At 38.0% G+C, this 19,213-nt stretch carries 16 protein-coding genes and 5 pseudogenes; 11 read left to right on the top strand and 10 right to left on the bottom strand.

What is annotated here, in order from left to right; genetic code table 11:
* The first annotated feature begins 103 nt into the window (after positions 1 to 103).
* A pseudogene (locus HYG88_RS10390) lies at positions 104 to 1,007 on the top strand (hydrolase or metal-binding protein).
* Positions 1,008 to 1,088: 81 nt separating this feature from the next.
* Here HYG88_RS10390 and HYG88_RS10385 read toward each other — a convergent pair.
* The 4 genes and pseudogenes from HYG88_RS10385 to HYG88_RS10370 all read right to left on the bottom strand — a co-directional run bounded on the left by HYG88_RS10385 (position 1,089) and on the right by HYG88_RS10370 (position 3,915).
* Positions 1,089 to 2,179: pseudogene (locus HYG88_RS10385) on the bottom strand (IS4 family transposase).
* 120 nt (positions 2,180 to 2,299) lie between these two features.
* Entirely contained in the window at positions 2,300 to 2,572 is a 273-nt protein-coding gene (locus HYG88_RS10380; protein WP_005159403.1) for a hypothetical protein, read from the bottom strand.
* Between the two features lie 14 nt (positions 2,573 to 2,586).
* Positions 2,587 to 3,468, bottom strand: a complete 882-nt coding sequence (locus HYG88_RS10375) for a copper resistance D family protein (RefSeq protein WP_005159405.1) — start codon at positions 3,466 to 3,468, stop codon at positions 2,587 to 2,589.
* Positions 3,469 to 3,534: 66 nt separating this feature from the next.
* Positions 3,535 to 3,915 carry a copper resistance protein CopC gene (locus HYG88_RS10370; RefSeq protein WP_002058523.1) on the bottom strand — a complete coding sequence of 127 codons (381 nt, stop codon included), beginning with the start codon at positions 3,913 to 3,915 and terminating at the stop codon, positions 3,535 to 3,537.
* Positions 3,916 to 4,192: 277 nt separating this feature from the next.
* On the opposite strand from HYG88_RS10370, the gene HYG88_RS10365 reads away from it, so the two are divergent.
* On the top strand, positions 4,193 to 6,538 hold the full coding sequence (locus tag HYG88_RS10365) for a heavy metal translocating P-type ATPase (RefSeq protein WP_005159407.1): 2,346 nt from the start codon (positions 4,193 to 4,195) through the stop codon (positions 6,536 to 6,538).
* A gap of 73 nt (positions 6,539 to 6,611) precedes the next feature.
* Here the strand turns inward: HYG88_RS10365 and HYG88_RS10360 are convergent, their stop codons facing one another.
* A complete protein-coding gene (locus HYG88_RS10360) occupies positions 6,612 to 7,988 on the bottom strand; it encodes a heavy metal sensor histidine kinase (protein WP_005159416.1) in 1,377 nt (458 codons plus the stop codon).
* Positions 7,978 to 8,661 (bottom strand): heavy metal response regulator transcription factor, encoded by a 684-nt coding sequence (locus HYG88_RS10355; protein ID WP_002058525.1) that lies wholly within the window; start codon positions 8,659 to 8,661, stop codon positions 7,978 to 7,980. Before HYG88_RS10355 ends, HYG88_RS10360 begins: the two co-directional genes overlap by 11 nt.
* A 150-nt stretch (positions 8,662 to 8,811) precedes the next feature.
* Between HYG88_RS10355 and HYG88_RS10350 the strand changes: the two genes are divergently transcribed.
* From HYG88_RS10350 to HYG88_RS10340, 3 genes are all read left to right on the top strand, one after another.
* A complete protein-coding gene (locus HYG88_RS10350) occupies positions 8,812 to 9,162 on the top strand; it encodes a hypothetical protein (protein WP_002058521.1) in 351 nt (116 codons plus the stop codon).
* A gap of 88 nt (positions 9,163 to 9,250) precedes the next feature.
* Positions 9,251 to 11,170, top strand: a complete 1,920-nt coding sequence (locus HYG88_RS10345; protein ID WP_178883059.1) for a copper resistance system multicopper oxidase — start codon at positions 9,251 to 9,253, stop codon at positions 11,168 to 11,170.
* Entirely contained in the window at positions 11,157 to 12,050 is an 894-nt protein-coding gene (locus HYG88_RS10340) for a copper resistance protein B (RefSeq protein ID WP_005159431.1), read from the top strand. The genes HYG88_RS10345 and HYG88_RS10340 overlap by 14 nt, the downstream gene beginning before the upstream one ends.
* A gap of 49 nt (positions 12,051 to 12,099) precedes the next feature.
* On the opposite strand, the gene cadR is transcribed toward HYG88_RS10340, so the two are convergent.
* Positions 12,100 to 12,504, bottom strand: a complete 405-nt coding sequence (cadR, locus tag HYG88_RS10335) for a Cd(II)/Pb(II)-responsive transcriptional regulator (protein ID WP_005144789.1) — start codon at positions 12,502 to 12,504, stop codon at positions 12,100 to 12,102.
* A gap of 84 nt (positions 12,505 to 12,588) precedes the next feature.
* Between cadR and HYG88_RS10330 the strand changes: the two genes are divergently transcribed.
* From HYG88_RS10330 to HYG88_RS10310, 5 genes and pseudogenes are all read left to right on the top strand, one after another.
* Positions 12,589 to 13,869, top strand: a complete 1,281-nt coding sequence (locus HYG88_RS10330; RefSeq protein ID WP_005159434.1) for a cation transporter — start codon at positions 12,589 to 12,591, stop codon at positions 13,867 to 13,869.
* A 10-nt stretch (positions 13,870 to 13,879) separates the two neighbouring features.
* Positions 13,880 to 14,137 carry a FeoA family protein gene (locus HYG88_RS10325; RefSeq protein WP_004722330.1) on the top strand — a complete coding sequence of 86 codons (258 nt, stop codon included), beginning with the start codon at positions 13,880 to 13,882 and terminating at the stop codon, positions 14,135 to 14,137.
* Positions 14,127 to 15,956, top strand: a complete 1,830-nt coding sequence (locus HYG88_RS10320; protein WP_005159438.1) for a ferrous iron transporter B — start codon at positions 14,127 to 14,129, stop codon at positions 15,954 to 15,956. The genes HYG88_RS10325 and HYG88_RS10320 overlap by 11 nt, the downstream gene beginning before the upstream one ends.
* 125 nt (positions 15,957 to 16,081) lie before the next feature.
* Positions 16,082 to 16,294: pseudogene (locus tag HYG88_RS10315) on the top strand (hypothetical protein); the annotation flags it as partial.
* A gap of 68 nt (positions 16,295 to 16,362) precedes the next feature.
* A pseudogene (locus tag HYG88_RS10310) lies at positions 16,363 to 16,596 on the top strand (IS4 family transposase); the annotation flags it as partial.
* Between the two features lie 30 nt (positions 16,597 to 16,626).
* On the opposite strand, the gene HYG88_RS10305 reads toward HYG88_RS10310, so the two are convergent.
* From HYG88_RS10305 to HYG88_RS10295, 3 genes are all read right to left on the bottom strand, one after another.
* The gene (locus HYG88_RS10305; protein WP_001094410.1) at positions 16,627 to 18,210 is read right to left on the bottom strand and encodes an IS66-like element ISAba25 family transposase; all 1,584 of its coding nucleotides are present in this window, start codon (positions 18,208 to 18,210) and stop codon (positions 16,627 to 16,629) included.
* A gap of 74 nt (positions 18,211 to 18,284) precedes the next feature.
* On the bottom strand, positions 18,285 to 18,620 hold the full coding sequence (gene tnpB / locus HYG88_RS10300; protein ID WP_000618092.1) for an IS66 family insertion sequence element accessory protein TnpB: 336 nt from the start codon (positions 18,618 to 18,620) through the stop codon (positions 18,285 to 18,287).
* A complete protein-coding gene (locus HYG88_RS10295; protein WP_001055585.1) occupies positions 18,617 to 19,000 on the bottom strand; it encodes a transposase in 384 nt (127 codons plus the stop codon). The genes tnpB and HYG88_RS10295 overlap by 4 nt, the downstream gene beginning before the upstream one ends.
* A gap of 87 nt (positions 19,001 to 19,087) precedes the next feature.
* Between HYG88_RS10295 and HYG88_RS10290 the strand changes: the two are divergent.
* A pseudogene (locus HYG88_RS10290) lies at positions 19,088 to 19,213 on the top strand (IS4 family transposase); the annotation flags it as partial.

The raw sequence follows: 19,213 nt of genomic DNA, 5'->3' as shown, positions 1-19,213 counted from the left end.
ACTTAAACTCAAACGGCAACCAAAATCAACTGATCCCATACCCCAAACAAGTATGGGATTTTTTATGCCCAAAATTTTAAACAGCTATAAAGAGGACATCACCATGATTAAAGGCTTAGCAATTACACCACCCGTTTTAGGTCGTATTAGCATCGGCAAAATTGTCGAAAAGAATGGAAAACGACTCCCTGAAAAAGATGACCAATTTACCATTACCAGCCAAATCCAGAATAAGGATGGCTGGGTGAAACATCCACTGGATGAACAGTTACGTGCCAAAGCACCTAATCAAAATCAAAAGCTCAGAAGCATTCCCGTCCGTATGATCTTCAATGATCCCGAATTGAATCTACGGGCAGAGTACAGTCTGTTTGACCGACAAACTGGACGCTTAATCTGTTCAGGGAACGGAGAAACCTGTCAGCGACTTGGGCAAAACGGCATAGAACAACATCCATGTCCATCGCCTGATTTATGTCCGATGGCACAAGGTGGACTATGTAAACCCTATGGCAGACTGTATGTGAATTTAGATGAGTCGGACGAATTAGGGACATTCATCTTTAGAACCACAGGTTTTAACAGCATCCGTACTCTGGCAGCACGCTTACGTTATTACAGTTCAGCGTCAGGTGATTTACTTTCATGTTTGCCATTGCAACTGACTTTACGAGGTAAAAGCACCACGCAAAGCTACCGCACTCCGATTTATTACGTGGATTTAACTTTGCGGGATGGAACCAATTTGCAGGAAGCGATTAGCAATGCCAAGCAAATCAGTGAACAAAGCAAGGCAGCAGGGTTTTATCAGGAAGCATTAGATCATGTGGCGCGTCAGGGATTTGCCAATGCCAAGTTTGAGGTAGGAGGTGAGGAAGGGTTGGATATTGTTGAGTAGTTTTACAATGATGAATCTAAGCCACAACAACATGAACAATTTCATAATTTTACTCATGTTCAAGATATTCAAAAAAGGGTTGCAGCAGTCGGTTCAAGCTCTGAATTAAATACTGTTGGGGGCTAAGAAGCCCCCAACAGTAATATTGCTACTATTTTTTATTAAAAAATTTCTCTGTACACGACAAATTTCATAGGGCCCTTGTCCTATCAGGCTTTTTCTTCCTTAAAATTGCGAGCACTTTCTTAAATTCTTCTTTTTTTCCAAAACCAATCAAACGTAGAATAGCCATTTGAACATAGTCCAAACCGTATCGAAATAAACTTACTGAAAGTCGTCCATGCTTCTTTATTTTTATCGCTTTTTTTCGATCATGTTGCCATTCACCTGTTAAATAGCACCAACAGAAACCGATAGCTAGTACTGCTATCAATTTCTTGACTCGTCTAGGGTCTGTTAAACGAGTATTTTCAAGATTGAATCCACGTCCTTTGAGACAACTAAATAAGGTTTCGATTTCCCAGCGTAATGCATAATCACGAATAGCAGAAGCATTAAACATAGGAGAAACAACAAGTAAAAGTTCTCCATCTTCTAATCGTAGCGCACTAATATACAGTTTCACTCGACCAACCCAAATACGTCGTTTACGACATTCAGTTTGACCAACTTGAAGATGACGAAATAAATCACTAATTTTATGATTCTTGGCTAAGTGATTGGTCACAATGAAGTTTTTTTAACACGTATACAGAAGTTAATGTCATTTTCAATTCACCATGTAAACCATTTCTCACCGATAAACTCTCTGTCTGCGGACACATTCACAATACGGTCTTTACCAAAAATGGAGATAAAGCGTTGAATCAAAGCAATACGCTCTTTTGTATCTGAATTTCCACGTTTATTGAGCAATGTCCAAACAATAGGTATCGCTATTCCACGATAGACGATGGCTAACATCAAGATATTGATATCTCGTTTTCCCCATTTCCAATTGGTTCTATCTAAAGTCAGTTGCACTTTGTCGAATGAAAACATATTGAAAATCAACTGAGAAATTTGACGATAATCAAAATACTGATCTGCAAAGAAGCGTTGTATACGTCGATAAAATGATTGTGGTGAGCACTTGATGGGTAAGGCTTTAGATGCGGAAGAAAGATTACATGTCTGTTTTACAATTAATGCCAGCATAATCAGTGTAAAACATTTTACATGTGACTTGTTCCACTTTAGATATTTGTTTAAGATGAGATGTAACTCATTGAAATGTGTCATCATATTCGTCGTCAGAAAACAAGTATTATGCCATTATTTCAATGAGTTATCTTCTTTTGTCGTGTACAAAGAAAAAATTTGAACTACTTATTGAATCAATAAACATTACTTAAGTATCGTTTATTTGGAGGGCGGTAGTACGTTAGGCTTTTGTAACATTAATCCATTTATAACTTTTTGTTGTCTACTATCCTCATTACGTAGTTGTTTATCTTTGGAATGATGGTCATCTTTATTCTCATCAACTTTGGTATCGCCATGGTTATGATCAGTAATATTACGTAATTCAGTATCATCTAAGGAGCGAATCGTTTTTGAAGTGCTAGGTTCAGCCCAAGATATTGTATTTAAAAATATGAGAAATAATAAATTGTACTTCATCCATGAAGTCATAGCGTGATCCTTTTTTACTCAATACCGACTACAGTGGTGATATAACCAGTGGCTAAAAGAATTGATAGACCTAATGACATCTCAAATAAAATGGCATAGCCCAATTGTTTCGCAAATTTCGGGTCTTGTAAGCGAGGTGTGAAATACCATTTGTTAAAAGCGGCTAACAATAAAATACTTAGGACAAATACAATTTTAATAATAAATCCATGCCCATAAGGTGTATTGATTAGAGTATTAAAATCTTTAAAAAGTAATAAAGTAATGCTAAGACCACAAGCGATGAGTATTCCTACAATAAAGGCCGCTATTTGCCCAAATAGATGCATACGTTCTTTGAGTGGTAAGCCATTAATTTTTTTGCTTGTTTTCCATAAAGGATAAAGTGATCCCATCCATAAGGATATTACAAGTACATGTATTGATAATAAAGCTTGAGCGAATAAGGGTAAATTCGTGACATGACCTAATTGGGAAAAACTAAAAACAATAGGTAAGAGTAAGATGGTAAAGATTAACCCTTCAACTTTAGAAAACTGATTAGTTCTTCTGCTTAATTTCACGAGCATAAATAAAAATAAAAGCAGAAAACCCACTGATCGTATGATATGGGTATGGCCAATTGGAGTGTTAATTACTAGATTTATATAGTTAGTATCCCACATACCAGATAGTCCAGTATTGGCAAAACTTCCGATGAGAAGGAAGAATCCTAGAATACTGGAAATTAGTCCTAATGCTGTGCCAAGAGTTATGTATTTCAGAATAGTTTCCTTTATTTCTACATAACGTCCAAGTAAGAAGTAGGAGAAAGTACCACCAACAACAAATGCAATACCTAAATATAAAATGACTTTAACAAGCCATGATGCATATATCCAAGATTCAGGAATCATAATTTTCTCCATCGTAATAGCAACATGCCAGCAGTTCGCTGGCATGTTGCTATTAGCACTTGATTTTTATTTTGCTGATTTAATGGTGAAATTATATTCGCCATTCATGTTGTGGCCATCCGCTCCCATTGTGGTCCACACGACTGTATATTTTCCTTTTTTTAGTTTAGGTGCAGCGACGTCAAATGATTTTTTCATATCATGAGTTATTTTATAATTTAAAGGAATGTCCTTACGTTGTGCATCAAGCAACTTGACGTTCATTAACATAACTTCTTCACCAAAATTCAAAGTTATATTTTTCGGTTGGCTAGCTACAGATGCATTAATAGCAGGTGTTGCACTTTCAAGTTTCACATGTGCGAATGCACTTGAAGTAGCTACAACCATAGTCGTGCCTACGAGTACGTTACGTAGAGTAGACATTTTATTTTGAAAAATTTTCATTTCTTCATCCTCTTTAAATTAATCTTGGGCCCAGTAATGACCGAATGAAATTCATTGATTGATAGCTTGGTCACCAACTTTGTAATCCTATTATCAAAGAAAGATAGAAACACTCCGATGACTTCAAAATTACATTTTTGTCATTTTAAAAATTGAAAAGTCACAAGTGCTACACTGACTATAAAGAAAATTTCGCTTATCTAATGATCAAGTAATAGGAAATTATTTACGTTTTAATCAATTTATTACTTTTAAAATTAAATATGAAGGAGGTTGTATGGACCATCATCATCACGAAGATAAAAATACACTTACTGATCCTGTCTGTGGCATGGCAGTAAAAGAAACATCTCAATTTTATGAAAAAGTTGACAGTAAAACTTTCTATTTTTGCAGTGAAAATTGCTGGTTAAAGTTTAAGAATGATCCTGCTTTTTATATTAATAAACTAGCAAAAGCGACTAATCCAAAAGAGATTGGGATAAATTCAATTGTGGTTGATCAGCCGATAAATGTGAATACTTCTACTATTTACACTTGTCCGATGCATCCCGAAATTCAACAAAATCACCCTGGGAATTGTCCTAAATGTGGTATGACTTTAGAGCCTTTACTTCCAAATCTGGATGAAGCTGACGAAAACCCTGAACTAAAAGATTTTAAAAGACGATTTTGGTATACCTTACCTTTAACTCTTATCGTTGTATTTTTAGCCATGTTTGGGCATCAGCTGAATTTATTTGATATGAAGATACAGAGTTGGATTGAACTCATTCTTACATTACCTATCGTTTTTTGGGCAGGGTGGCCATTTTTTGTTAGATGTTGGCAATCAGTTTTAAATCGGAGTCCAAATATGTGGACCTTGATTGGAATAGGTACAGGAGCTGCTTTTATATACAGCCTTGTTGGAACAATAGTACCTCAAGTATTTCCAGACTCATTTGTATCTATGGGGCGTGTTGCTGTATATTTCGAAGCCACAGCAGCCATTATTTCGCTGACCTTATTAGGCCAAGTTCTTGAGTTGAAAGCTCGATCACAGACCTCGGCAGCAATTAAATCTTTACTTGGGCTAGCACCTAAGACTGCAAGAAAAATAAATGACGATGGTAAAGAAGAAGATATTCCTCTTTCCCATGTACATGTTGGAGATTTGCTCCGAGTACGACCAGGTGAAAAGGTCCCTGTTGATGGAGTTGTTACTGAAGGGGCAAGTTCTATTGATGAATCAATGTTAACAGGAGAACCTGTTCCCGTTACAAAACGTGAAGGCGATCAAGTAATAGGTGCAACAATAAATATGAATGGTTCATTAGTAATGCGTTCAGAAAAGGTTGGATCTTCAACGGTACTGTCTCAGATCGTACAAATGGTATCGCAAGCTCAACGTTCTAAAGCGCCGATGCAAAGAATGGCAGATCATGTTGCAGGTTGGTTTGTTATGGTAGTTATTGCTATTTCTGTGCTTACATTTTTTGGTTGGGGGGTATTTGGCCCAGAGCCTAGTTGGGTTTACGGGTTAATTAATGCTGTCGCAGTGTTAATTATTGCTTGCCCATGTGCTTTAGGCTTAGCGACACCTATGTCAATTATGGTGGCAACAGGTCGTGGTGCATCGAATGGTGTACTTTTTCGTGATGCAGCTGCAATAGAAAATTTACGTAAGATTGATACTTTAATTATTGATAAGACAGGTACTTTAACTGAAGGCCAACCCTCATTCGATAAGGTTATCGCTCTTTCGGGCTATGAAGAAAATGAGGTACTTCGGTTAGCAGCTAGTCTGGATCAGGTGAGTGAACACCCTTTAGCTGATGCAATCGTACGTGCTGCCCGTGAAAGAGATCTTGTACTGTCTAGACCAACATCTTTTGAATCTGGCTCTGGGATTGGTGTTAAAGGAGAGTTAAATGGACAACAATTATCTCTTGGTAATACAGCATTAATGGAACAGCTGGGAATATCAGTTAAAGCATTTGTTCCCGAAGCTGAAAAGTTAAGAGCCGAAGGTGCAAGTGTCATGCATTTAGCTGTGGATGGAAAACTGATAGGGTTAATAGCTGTTTCAGATCCAATCAAAGCAAGTACACCTGAGGCTGTTCTTTCATTAAAAGATTCCGGTCTAAGAATCGTAATGGCTACTGGTGATGGATTAACAACAGCTAAGTCTGTTGGCGCTAGATTAGGTATTGATGAGGTTTATGGTGAGGTTAAACCCGCAGATAAATTAGAATTGGTTAAGAAATTGCAAAAAGAAGGAAGAGTGGTTGCGATGGCTGGTGATGGGATCAATGATGCCCCAGCTTTAGCTCAGGCTGATATCGGAATTGCAATGGGTACAGGAACAGATGTAGCAATGAATAGTGCCCAAGTTACTTTGGTAAAAGGTGACTTACGTGGTATTGAAATTGCTCGTTCTTTATCAGAGGCAACTGTTAAAAATATGAAACAAAACTTGATGTTTGCTTTCCTCTATAATGGATTAGGTATCCCTTTGGCTGCTGGTGTACTGTATCCATTTACTGGCTGGTTACTCTCGCCTATGATCGCAGCATTAGCAATGAGCCTAAGCTCAGCATCGGTAATTGGTAATGCTTTACGACTACGTAGCCAAAACTAAGTTTTTCTGACTACTCATTATTTTTAACTATTAAAGATGAGTAGTCAGTAGTTGTTTATTTTTATATAAGTGATTAATTTTTAAAAATAATTTTAAAAGTTATGCGGCCATTATGATAGTCTGCTCTAATTGTTGCGCCATGTACATCAAGAATGGATTTGGTAATTGCTAGCCCTAAGCCAGTACCTTCCTCAACTCGCTGTCTGGAAGCATCTGTTCTATAAAAACGGTCAAATAATCGATTTAGCTGGTCTGATGATAAAGGTGAGCTTTCATTCTCAATTGTAAAAACAGTTTTATCAAAGCTTTGTTGGCAATTGATTTTGATCACTGAATCTGTTTTTCCATATTTGATCGCATTTGATAATAGATTACTGAGTGCTCGACGTAACATTGAAGGATCGCCATTTACATAACCTAGACCAGTTTGTTCTAAAGTCATTTTCTTTTCAGAAGCAATAGCATCATAAAAGTCAAATAAAGCTGAAATTTCTTTGACCAAATCAATTCTTTGTAAGTTTGGTAAATGCAAACCGTGTTCGGCTTTGGCAAGGAATAACATATCTGAAACCATCCGAGCTAAACGTTCAAACTCTTCTAAGTTAGAAAAGAGAACTTCCTGATAAGTATTGATATCTCTACTACGGGATAAACATACTTGGGTTTGAGTCATCAAATTATTAATAGGTGTGCGAATTTCATGAGCAAGATCAGATGAGAAGTCTGATAATTTCTCTACAGCAGATTCCAGTCTATCTAACATATCGTTAAAAGCTATGGCTAAGGATCTAAGCTCTGTTGGCGTGTTTTCGACTTCTAAGCGTTCAGAAAGATGTTGAGCAGATATACCTTCTGCCACTTTTGCCATTTTTTGAACTGGGCGTAATCCTCGCCATGCAGCAAACCAGCCTAAAAACATTAAGCAGATAGTACCGACAATGCCAATGTATAATAACTGGCGCCTAAAATCATTTAAGAAATGCAAATGCTCGGATGTATCGATTCCAACAATAATTTGAGCTGTTGGAATGCTACTATTTCTATTAAAAGACTTTTTATAAGCTAATCCACGATAAGTTTTATTTTGTATTTTCCACTCTAACCAAGGAGTATGTTTAGATTTAATTAATGTCTGCGCTTTAATAAGTGCAGGGGCTGAACTAAAAATAATTTGACCTGTTGGTCGTTCAATTTGAACAATTAGATCATGATGACCAACTAAGGCGTCTTTTAAATATAAATTCAATTCTTGAGAATTAGAAGGATTCTGTTCTAATAGATTCTCTATAAGTTGAATTTTACCTTCTAATTGAGTTCGGTCTTGAGCTTCGAAATGATGCATTACGAGTTGATGAATAACTAGTCCCATAATCATTAGAATGATTACGGTAGATAGAGAAAAAATAATAGCTATACGAAAGCTGATTGCATTAAACAATTTACGAGTCATCTTCAACCTCTAGAACATAACCCATTCCCCGTATGTTCTGGATTAGCTTAGGGCTAAAGTTACTGTCAATTTTACTTCTCAAACGTTTAATAGCGACTTCTACGACGTTGGTATCACTATCAAAATTCATATCCCAAATTTGAGAAGCTATGAGTGCGCGAGGTAAAATTTCACCACGTCTACGCATAAATAATTCCATCAGCGCGAATTCTTTAGCTGTTAAGTCAATACGTTGCCCAGCGCGAGTGACGCGGCGTTTACGAAGATCAAGTTCAAGATCAGCAATTGTAATAAGGTTACTATCTTCTTTTTGTTGTCCCCGTCGGAGTAAGCTTTTAATGCGTGCTAATAACTCAGCAAAAGCAAAAGGTTTTACGAGGTAGTCATCAGCTCCCAAATCTAATCCCTTAACTCGATCTTCAATTTGATCACGCGCTGAAAGAAATAGAATAGGCATTGTCTTTCCGCTTTTGCGAATATCATAAATGATATTCCAGCCATCTAATTTTGGTAACATAACGTCCAAAATGATGAGGTCATATTCTTCGGAAAGTGCTTGATGTTTACCTGATAATCCATCTGTGACCCAATCCGTAATATACCCAGCTTCAGATAGACCTTGTTTAAGGTAGTCACCAGTTTTTTGTTCATCTTCAACTAGTAAGATTCTCATTGATAAAAATCCAATATCACTCATTAAGAATATAATAACGTTATAAATACGTGATTCTTTGTAGATTACAAAAATGTCATTTTCATGTCATATAGATGTTTGGTGGTAGCCTTTAAGGTATTTGTATAAAGTTAATTTTTGGAGCAAAACATGAAAACTCTATTCCGTCGTAGCTTAACTACACTTATGTGTATTGGAACTTTAATTGCAGGAACTCAGTCTTGGGCAGCCGATGCTAAACAGGGAACCACTGTAGTCACTGAAACTAAAGCGGACTCAAAAATGTCAGAGAAATGCCAAAAACCTTGTAATATGAAGAATGATGAGAAAACCCAACAGGATCATAGTCAGCATGAGCATGGCAATATGGCTGATATGTCTCAGATGGATCACTCTAAGATGATGAATATGGATCAGTCTAAAATGGGTAATATGGATCATTCAAATATGATGAACATGGACCACTCAAAGATGAACATGTCAAATACATCAAATAAATAACAAATACGATAAATGAAAGATTGGGGAGATTAAAGCGAATAATTGGTTTGCTTGAGCTCCCCATCTTTATATTAGATAGGTGAAATAAATGTCTAAAAAATTAAGTCATGTCCTTTTAATAGGAGTTGGTTTATTTTCATCAACTTGGGTAATGGCGGCAGTTAAAGAATATGATTTAACAATCGCTGAACAAACTGTAAATATCACAGGAAAACCAGTTGAGAGAATTACTGTAAATGGTAAATTCGTTGCACCACTTCTTGAATTTGAAGAAGGTGATGAGGCCGTTATCCGTGTTCACAATAAGTTAAAAAATCAGGACTCTTCAATCCATTGGCATGGCTTATTACTACCTGGAATTATGGATGGTGTACCTGGATTTAACAAATTTCATGGCATTGCCCCTAATAAAACTTATGAATATAAGTTTAAAGTCCGCCAAAATGGTACTTATTGGTATCATTCACATAGTAAAGGACAAGAACAAGACGGTTTATATGGTGCTTTTGTTATTTATCCTAAAGATAAAACTCCACTAACAGCTGCTGAAAAAACCGATAAAGATTACGTTGTTTTGCTTTCTGATTTTCATAATTCGACAAGTGATCAAATTATGAAAAATATTAAAAAAGAAGCAGACTACTATCAGAACCGCCGCGAAACAGTATTCGATGTATTAAAACAAGTTAAACGTGATGGGCTAAAAGCGACTTGGCAAGACCGTTCTATGTGGAATCAGATGCGAATGCTGAAAACAGATATGTCCGATGTGACTGGTTATACATTTTTAATGAATGGCAAAACACCTCAGCAAAACTGGACCGGTAACTTCAAAGCTGGTGAAAAAGTTCGCCTTCGTTTTATTAATGCTTCCGCTATGTCATTCTTTGATGTACGCATTCCAAACCTAAAAATGACTGTAGTCAGTGCTGATGGTCAACCTGTAAAGCCCGTTCCTGTAGATGAGTTCCGTATTGGTACTGCTGAAACCTATGATGTCATTGTGGAACCAAAACAAGCACATTACCAAATTGAAGCTGAATCTATTGATCGTACCGGTTTTTCAGTGGGAACATTACATGAAGAAAGCAGCCCAGCAGTCAAACAAATTGAGATGCCTAAGCCTCGTCCTCGTTCTTTATTGACTATGGAAGATATGGGAATGAATCATGATATGTCATCTATGAAAGGTATGGATCATGATATGTCTTCTATGAAAGATATGAATCATGATATGTCTTCTATGAAAGGCATGAATCACGATATGTCTTCTATGAAAGGTATGGATCATGATATGTCTTCTATGAAAGATATGAATCATGATATGTCTTCTATGAAAGGCATGAATCACGATATGTCTTCTATGAAAGGTATGGATCATGATATGTCTTCTATGAAAGGTATGGATCATGATATGCCGATGAATAGCGCTACTGTTAAGTCGGCTTCAGACAAGAATGATAATACCGTATTTGGATGGGCAAATGCTTCAACACCCGTTGGTCAAAAAGCACTCCAGTATAGTGATTTACAATCTTTAAACCCTCAACCAGATACTCGTGCCCCTGAACGTGAAATGGAAATCCGTCTTGGTGGGAATATGGAGCGCTACATTTGGACAATTAATGGTAAGAAGTTTAATGAAACAGAACCATTCAAAGTGAAATATGGGGAACGTATACGCTTGAAATTTGTGAATGACAGTATGATGGCTCACCCAATGCACTTGCACGGTATGTTTATGCAGCTTGAAAATGGTCAAGATCCAAGTAATATGCCAAATAAACACACGATCATTGTGCCACCAGGGAAAACAGTTACAACTTTACTTACTGCTGATGAATTAGGTGAATGGGCTATCCACTGCCATTTGTTATATCACATGGCAGCTGGAATGATGAACAAACTCATTGTGGCAAATGTAGATAGCAATGATGTTGATTCAAAAAGTATCGTTGCCCAACCCCATGCAAATGATAAGGGAGTGAATCAACATGCAAACCACTAAAAAACTTTTTTCAAAAACACTTTTATCAGTTGCTTTAATTGGTTTAGCAGGTATGGCATTTGCGAATGATAATTCGACTGAAAATCTAAATAAGAGTACTTCAAGTATGAATGTGCTTTTAAGAGAATCAGGCGGATTAGGTTATGTTGAACGCAATGTTGCTCAAAAAACTTCAAAAGACAAAGGAATTGAAACTTTAACTCTTAGCCAAAATCATGATAAACATCTGAACGAGCATGGTGGGCAGATTTACCAAACAACTAAATTTTCCAATGAGTGGATAGTTGATAAAGATGGTAAAGGCAGTTTAGGTTCGAGTTTCGAAACATTGATTGGAACAGATGAAAATCGAATGTTTGTTGAAGCCAATCTGAATAAAGCAGAGAGTAATGATCCCAATTATGATGTATCAGCTCTTTACAGTAGAAATGTTGCACCATTTTGGGATGTTCAAGCTGGGGTAAGGTATAGTGAGGACAAAAATAACCGTAATAGTAATCGCATTGATGGTGTTATTGGATTATTAGGTCTTGCTCCTTATTTCTTTGAGACAAAAGCTTACCTTTATGGTGGTGAAAATAATTTTTGGGGAGCCAGTTTTGATTTCGACCGTGATTTATTACTCACTCAAAAGTTGATTACTCAGCCATATATTGAAGCAGATGTTGTGTTTAATGATAATTCTGACTTTGCATCAAAGACGGGATTGTCAGAATTGAAGACAGGTATTAAAACTCGTTATGAGATTACCAAACGTATCAGACCATTTGTTGATATAGCTTATCAATATGAAAAAGGGCAGAAATTAACAACTTTTCAAGAAGCTACAGATTCTGAAAAGGGGTGGTTATACGGGGCAGGCATTGAATTAGTTTTCTAAATATTTTATTAAGAATGAATAATGGTGATATTCCATTATTCATTCTTAATTATTTTAAACTTACGGATAACCCTTCAAGTACTTTACAAGAGTTAATTTCCAAAAAACCAGAGCATTTACTTCTTAAATCAGAAAGTTGTTGCTTAAGCTGAATCTGTTTTTGGATATTCTGCTCTAATTGATGAATATGTTTATCAACTAAGATGTTAATAGAACTACAGTTTCCACAAGGTTTGTCTTTGTATGCTAATAAAATTTTTATTTCGTCCAAGCCCATATTCAAAGTTCGGCAATTAAGAATAAATAGAAGTCGCTCTAAGTGGTCTTTGTTATAAAGTCGATAATTAGCTTCCGAACGATTAGGGGCTAGTAATAAAGCTTCTTTTTCATAAAACCGTATTGTAACAACAGGGCAACCGGATAGCTGAGATAATTCACCAATTTTTAAGTTCATTTCAAGTCACCTGATCTATTGACTCTATAGTAGCTATAGGGATTTTAATATGCAATACGTGAAGATATGACTATAGGCACATCAATGAGTGGTTGCGGTTGTAATCAAGAAAGTTCTTGTGAAGACACTAAGCAAAAACAAAATGAATCAAAAACAGATTCTTGTAAAATTAAAGATTTAGCTACAGAAGAAAGCGAAAGTTCTTGTTGCGATAATGAGGTACAGCAAGAACTTACCCCTGATGAAAAAGATTCCTGCGGTAGTAAGCAGTCGAATTCATGCTGTGGCCCAGATACTATAAATTTACCAGAGCAAGTTCGTGGCAATGAAAGTATAGTGGCTTTCATCAGTGACTATAGCATCCCGAAAATGGATTGTTCCGCAGAGGAACAAATGGTTCGGATGACTTTATCTTCATTGATAGATGTTAAGAGCTTGGTTTTTGATTTGCCGAACCGAAACCTAAAAGTTCTGCATAATGGTGAAAGTAATGAAATCACTACAAAACTTGAAGTTCTTGGATTTGGGGCAAAATTAAATAAAACTGAAGTTTATGAAAATAAAGAACAAGCACAAGAAGCTAGTACTTTTCTGATTCCGAAGATGGATTGTTCGGCAGAAGAGCAAATGGTAAGAATGGCACTTTCTCCCTTGCATGAAGTTAAAGGTTTATCTTTTGATTTGGCGCAAAGACAGTTAGTTGTTTTCCATACCAATGGGATTAATGAAATTACCACAAAACTTGAAGCCCTTGGCTTTGGTGCAAAGCTTGTGGAAACGGTAAAAGCTACGGGGGAATTGCCTGAAGCACCTGATCCAACTAAGCAGGCGAAAGTACTAAAATTATTATTAGCGATCAATGGTGTTCTTTTTTTTATTGAATTCATAAGTGGCATTATCGCCGAATCTACAGGTCTTATTGCCGACTCTCTTGATATGTTTGCTGATGCTGCTGTTTATGGTATAGCACTTTATGTAGTAGGAAAAGCAGCTAAGTACCAAGTAAAAGCAGCTCATTTCGCTGGTTGGATTCAATTGTCATTAGCTCTTGTTGTTATTGTTGATGTGATTAGGCGCTTTATTCTAGGTAGTGAGCCTGAATCTAGCATAATGATTATTATTGCTTTCTGTGCACTTATTGCAAATGTTGCCTGTCTCTATTTATTGACAGGCCACAAAAATGGAGGTGCCCATATGAAAGCAAGTTGGATATTCACCGCAAATGATGTAATCGTTAATATGGGAGTCATTTTTGCCGGTGTACTTGTGACATGGACTAGCTCAGCTTACCCTGATTTGATTATTGGTATCCTCGTTTCATTGTTCGTGCTTAACGGCGCTAGAAAAATTTTGGCGTTGAAATAAGGTGCAGACAATGAATTTATTTCAAGTAAAGCAAGACCAAATTGTAAAAATCATTGATCTTAAAAAGGGTGATCAGTATCAAGATAAAAATGATCCTGTTCTAGAGCGTTTAGAACTGCTGGGCTTTAGAGTAGGTGAATCCTTACAAGTACTTGCAAAAGGGCTTTTTGGTGGTGACCCCGTATTGGTTCAAATTGAAACCTCACGTTTCGCATTAAGAAAAAATGAAGCAGAACGAATTTTTGTAGAGATTACCAATGAACACTAAAAATATTGCACTCGTTGGTAATCCCAATTGCGGTAAAACATCACTTTTTAACACCCTCACAGGGACTCGTCAAAAAGTTGCTAATTATGCTGGGGTAACGGTAGAACGGAAAGAGGGTTTTTTTAAATTACCTTCTGGCGATACTGTACGAGTACTGGATTTACCTGGGACTTACAGTTTAAAGCCAAGTAGTTTAGATGAAGAAGTAACTAGAGCAGTCTGTTTTGGCGAGTTAAAAGGTGAAGTTATACCTGATATTTTTGTATGTGTTGTGGATGCTACGAATCTTCATCTTCATTTAAGTCTTGTACTTGAAGTCAGAGCTTTAAACAGACCAATGTTACTTGTTCTTAACATGATGGATGAGGTTAGAAAACGTGGTATCTCGATTGACACATCAAAATTATCTCAGCTCTTAGGTATTCCTGTTGTTGAATCGATAGCTGTAAAGACAAAAGGGATTCAGGGTTTATTAACGCAGTTAGACCAAAAAAATTTGTTTATTTCCCCTTATCATTCTGATCTAAATCATTTCGACCAAATCAAAGATATTACAAAACAGGTCATATTGAAGAATGATAATGGTGATAAACGAACGGCTTTCTTAGACAAAATATTCTTACATCCATTTTTTGGATTATTAATATTGACCTTTACCATGTTTGTAATGTTTCAGGCTGTTTTCATTTGGGCACAACCCTTCATTGCATTTATTGAAAATTCGATTACATGGTTTAGTGGGGCTGTTGGACCTTTAATTTCGCACCAACTTCTAAGAAGTTTGATTGTTGACGGTGTGATTGCGGGTGCAGGTAGTGTGCTTGCCTATATGCCTCAAATTCTTATTTTATTTTTCTTTATTTTAGTTTTAGAGGAATCAGGTTACTTACCTAGAGCTGCCTTTTTGTTGGATAAACTGATGTCTAAAGCAGGCTTAAGTGGGCGTTCATTTATTCCGTTGCTTTCAAGCTTTGCCTGTGCCATCCCAGGAATTATGGCAACACGGAGTATCAGTTCTGAAAGAGATCGTTTGGCAACGATTATGATTGCACCTTTGATGACGTGTTCTGCACGATTACCTGTATATGCTTTGCTGATCGCTGCATTCATTCCAAACAAGTTGGTTTATGGTTGGCTCAGTTTACAAGGTCTAGTTCTGTTCGGGCTTTACATGTCAGGAATCGTATCCGCTTTATTGGTTTCTTTATTCCTGAAATTAGTAAGAAAAGATAAAACTGAAAGTATTTTCATTTTTGAATTACCTACATACCGTATTCCAGATGTTCGAAATGTAGCTTTGGGGCTTTATGATAGAGCGACTATATTCTTAAAAAGAGTTGGTGGAATTATTGTCGCACTTTCTATTTTATTATGGTTCTTGGTAACGTTCCCATTACCACCTGATAACCCAACAATGCCACCAATCAATTATAGTATTGCTGGACAGTTAGGACATCTAATCCATCCAATATTTGCTCCGATTGGATTTACGTGGGAAATTTGTATTGCTTTGATTCCTGCCATGGCAGCTCGTGAAGTGATTATTGCTGCGTTAGGGGTGATCTATGCAATGTCTGGTGATGAAGATGCAGTTACCCAGACTTTATTATCTCAAATATCTGGTCCGGATGGATGGGGGCTAGCGACAGGTATGTCATTGTTAGTTTGGTTTATCTTTGCCCCGCATTGTTTAGCAACACTAGCGACCATTCGAAGAGAAACAGGGAGTTGGAAACAACCAGTCGTAATGGCTGTATATCTCTTTTCATTGGCTTATTTATTTTCCTTTATAACTTATCAAGTTATAAGTCGGTTTTAATTTAGAAGGCGGTTGTTGATATAAACCAACAACCGCTGTTTAATGAATTAGTTTAATTAATTATAGGATTGTTATTTACAGGATAATCTGTAAAACTAAAAAGGTTAAATTTTGGTCTTGATGTTATGCACTTGTTAAGGACATGCTTATCGCTGTTTTTATCTTTTGCTATCCTAATTGTAGGATCGGCAGCAGCTGCTGCATCTGTACATAGCCCATGTTTAATGTCATCTCAAGATACACAATCCATGCAAATGATGAATTCTGAAGATCATGAAAAAGCAAGTGCTATGCACATGGATTGTATGAAAGCTGAGGTAAAGATTAAGAAGCAACTTTGTACACGACAAAAAAAGACAACTCATTGAAATAATGGCATAATACTTGTTTTCTGACGACGAATATGATGACACATTTCAATGAGTTACATCTCATCTTAAACAAATATCTAAAGTGGAACAAGTCACGTGTAAAATGTTTTACACTGATTATGCTTGCATTAATTGTAAAACAGACATGTAATCTTTCTTCTGCATCTAAAGCCTTACCCATCAAGTGCTTACCACAATCATTTTATCGACGTATACAACGCTTCTTTGCAGATCAGTACTTCGATTATCGTCAAATTTCTCAGTTAATTTGTAAGCGTCCGCTGAATCCCATACCAATTTTAATTCGATTTAGGTTTCCAGCAGTGTGGCAGTAACTCTTCAATCTGGGTCACTTTATGTGTCGGCAGCCTTTTCAGCACATCACTTAAATAGGCATACGGATCCAAGCCATTCAGCTTTGCTGACTGGATTAACGTCATGATGTTTGCCGCTCGCTGACCACTGCGCAGCGAACCTGCAAACAGCCAGTTCTTGCGCCCCAACGCCCAGGGACGCATCTGATTCTCGACCCAATTATTGCAAATAGGTAGATTGCCATCATCCAGATAGCGGCTTAAAGCTGGCCAACGCTTCAGAGTGTAATTGATGGCCTTGGCGGTGGGAGAACTCGATGGCACTGTCAGATGATGTTGGTTGAGCCATTCATATAGTTGTTGCATCACTGGTTGACTATGCTGTTGTCGGTATTCGCGGCGGTCTTCCGCTGTACCATCGGTCTTTTTCCTGAGTTCTGCTTCTATCGCATACAGTTTCTGAATCAGCACTAAGGCCTGTTCAGCAACCTGACTTTTCCCAGTTACATGCAGTTCATGGAATTTACGACGTGCATGGGCCATGCACCCTACCTCAATCACCTGGCCTGATTTAAAACGTGCTTTATAACCACTGTAATCATCACAGACTAGATAGCCCTGCCAGCCTTTCAAGAACTCTTCAGCATGCTGGCCTGAACGACTATCCTGAAAGTCATAGATCACCGCCTGAACTGGATTATACTGTGTGGTGGCATAGGCCCAGACATAACCTTTCTTCGGTTTTTTATTATTCTCACCCATCCGCATGATGGTGACCGGTGTTTCATCTGCATGCAGCACCCGCTGTTGCAGCACCACCTCTTTTAAGGCATTGGCCAGAGGTTCCAGTTCTACACCGCAGCGACCTATCCAGTCAGATAAAGTGGATCTGGACAGATCAATGCCAGCCCGCTGATAGATCAGGCGCTGACGGTACAGCGGCAAATGATCGGCATACTTCGATACCAGCACATGGCTGAGCAATTCAGGTGAAGCAATGCCTTTATCAATCACATAGGCGGGCATCGCTTGCTGAGTCAGAGTGTCACACTGATCACAGACCCATTTACCACGCACATGCTGTTCCTTATAGAACTGTGCCGGTCTGAAATGCAGTTTTTCACTGACATCTTCGCCGATACGACGGAGTTGGCAGCCACAAGCACATTGGGTTGATGCAGGTTCATGCTCAATACGGATGGTGTGTAGATGATCTGGCAGTGGTCGACGTTTAGGTTTATTGGTTTTGGCTTTCTGTGTCGCTGCATTGGTTTTATCTGCATTTAGCCGTTCCAGTTCTAGATCAACCGCGGCAATATCTTCTTCAACCGCTTCATCCCACAGATGGATTTGTTTTGCCGTTAAGTGTTCATTCCTTTGGGCGAATTTGTGCTTTTTAAACAGCGCCAGTTCATGCTCGTATTTTTGATTGAGAATAGAAAGATGTTGAACTTTGGCATCCAATTGTTGGTTTGATTGTGCTAGAGACTGATGCTGCAGCGCCAACTGCCTGGTGAATTCCAGCAGTTGTTCATGGGTCAGTTGGCTTAAGTCAGGCAGCGTATTCATGACCGCAGTATGCCTGAGGTCATGACGCAGAGGAAATAGAACGTTTGGAGAATAGCAGAATGGAACAGCCTGGTTTAAAGCATCGTCACCACCTGCTGTCGTCCAATGCGCTGCCAGGGCAAACCTTGGATTAATGCCTGTAACTGTTCCGGGCTGAGGGCCACGGTTTCACCTTGGTGAACTTGAGCCCAGTGAAATTTGCCCTGTTCCAGCCGCCGGGCACACAGCCAGATGCCCAATCCATCATGTACCAGCACTTTCATGCGATGGCCACGTTTATTACAGAACAGGTAAGTACAATGCGGTTTGATGTAGCCAAAGGCTCTCACCACCTGAGCCATGGTCGTATCCATACCTGCACGCATGTCCATGGGCTGAGTAGACAACCAGATTTCATCAATGCGGATCATGTTGCAAGTGCCTTGAGTAATTCTGCCAAGGCAGGTATTTCTGATGTCTGCCATTTTAGCTGAATATCATTATTCGTATGAGGCACGGTGATACACAACGTGATCCTCTCATCAATAGGTTGGCTGATTGCAGCAGTGTAAGGCAAAGCAATAAATGCTGGATTCACATGAGTAGGATCCTGCACGGCACCCTCATGATGGCTGAAGATCCTGATCCAACGACTGACAAGGTTGGCATTAATACTATGTTGCAGTGCGACCGAAGCGATCGAGGTATTAGGATTTTTGCAGGCATTGACAATACTGAGTTTGAATTCTTTGCTGTATTTTCGGCGTTTTTTAGCAACAGGAGGTGTTGCTGAATATATATCCATGTTCATGGATTAAGTCCCCACTTGTTTTTAGGTGGGAACTAAATTAAGGCTTATAGGATCGCTTGGTAAGGCTGTGTTAGCCGGATGCTTACGTTAATTTTCAATATATTTTCATTCGATAAAGTCCAATTAACTTTGGATAGAACCAACTGGAAATGGGGAAAACGAGATATCAATATCTTGATGTTAGCCATCGTCTATCGTGGAATAGCGATACCT

Source organism: Acinetobacter sp. SwsAc4, assembly GCF_013391535.1.
Lineage (GTDB): Bacteria > Pseudomonadota > Gammaproteobacteria > Pseudomonadales > Moraxellaceae > Acinetobacter.
Note: the sequence above shows the minus strand (reverse complement) of the source record. Positions and strands in the feature narration are given on the sequence as shown.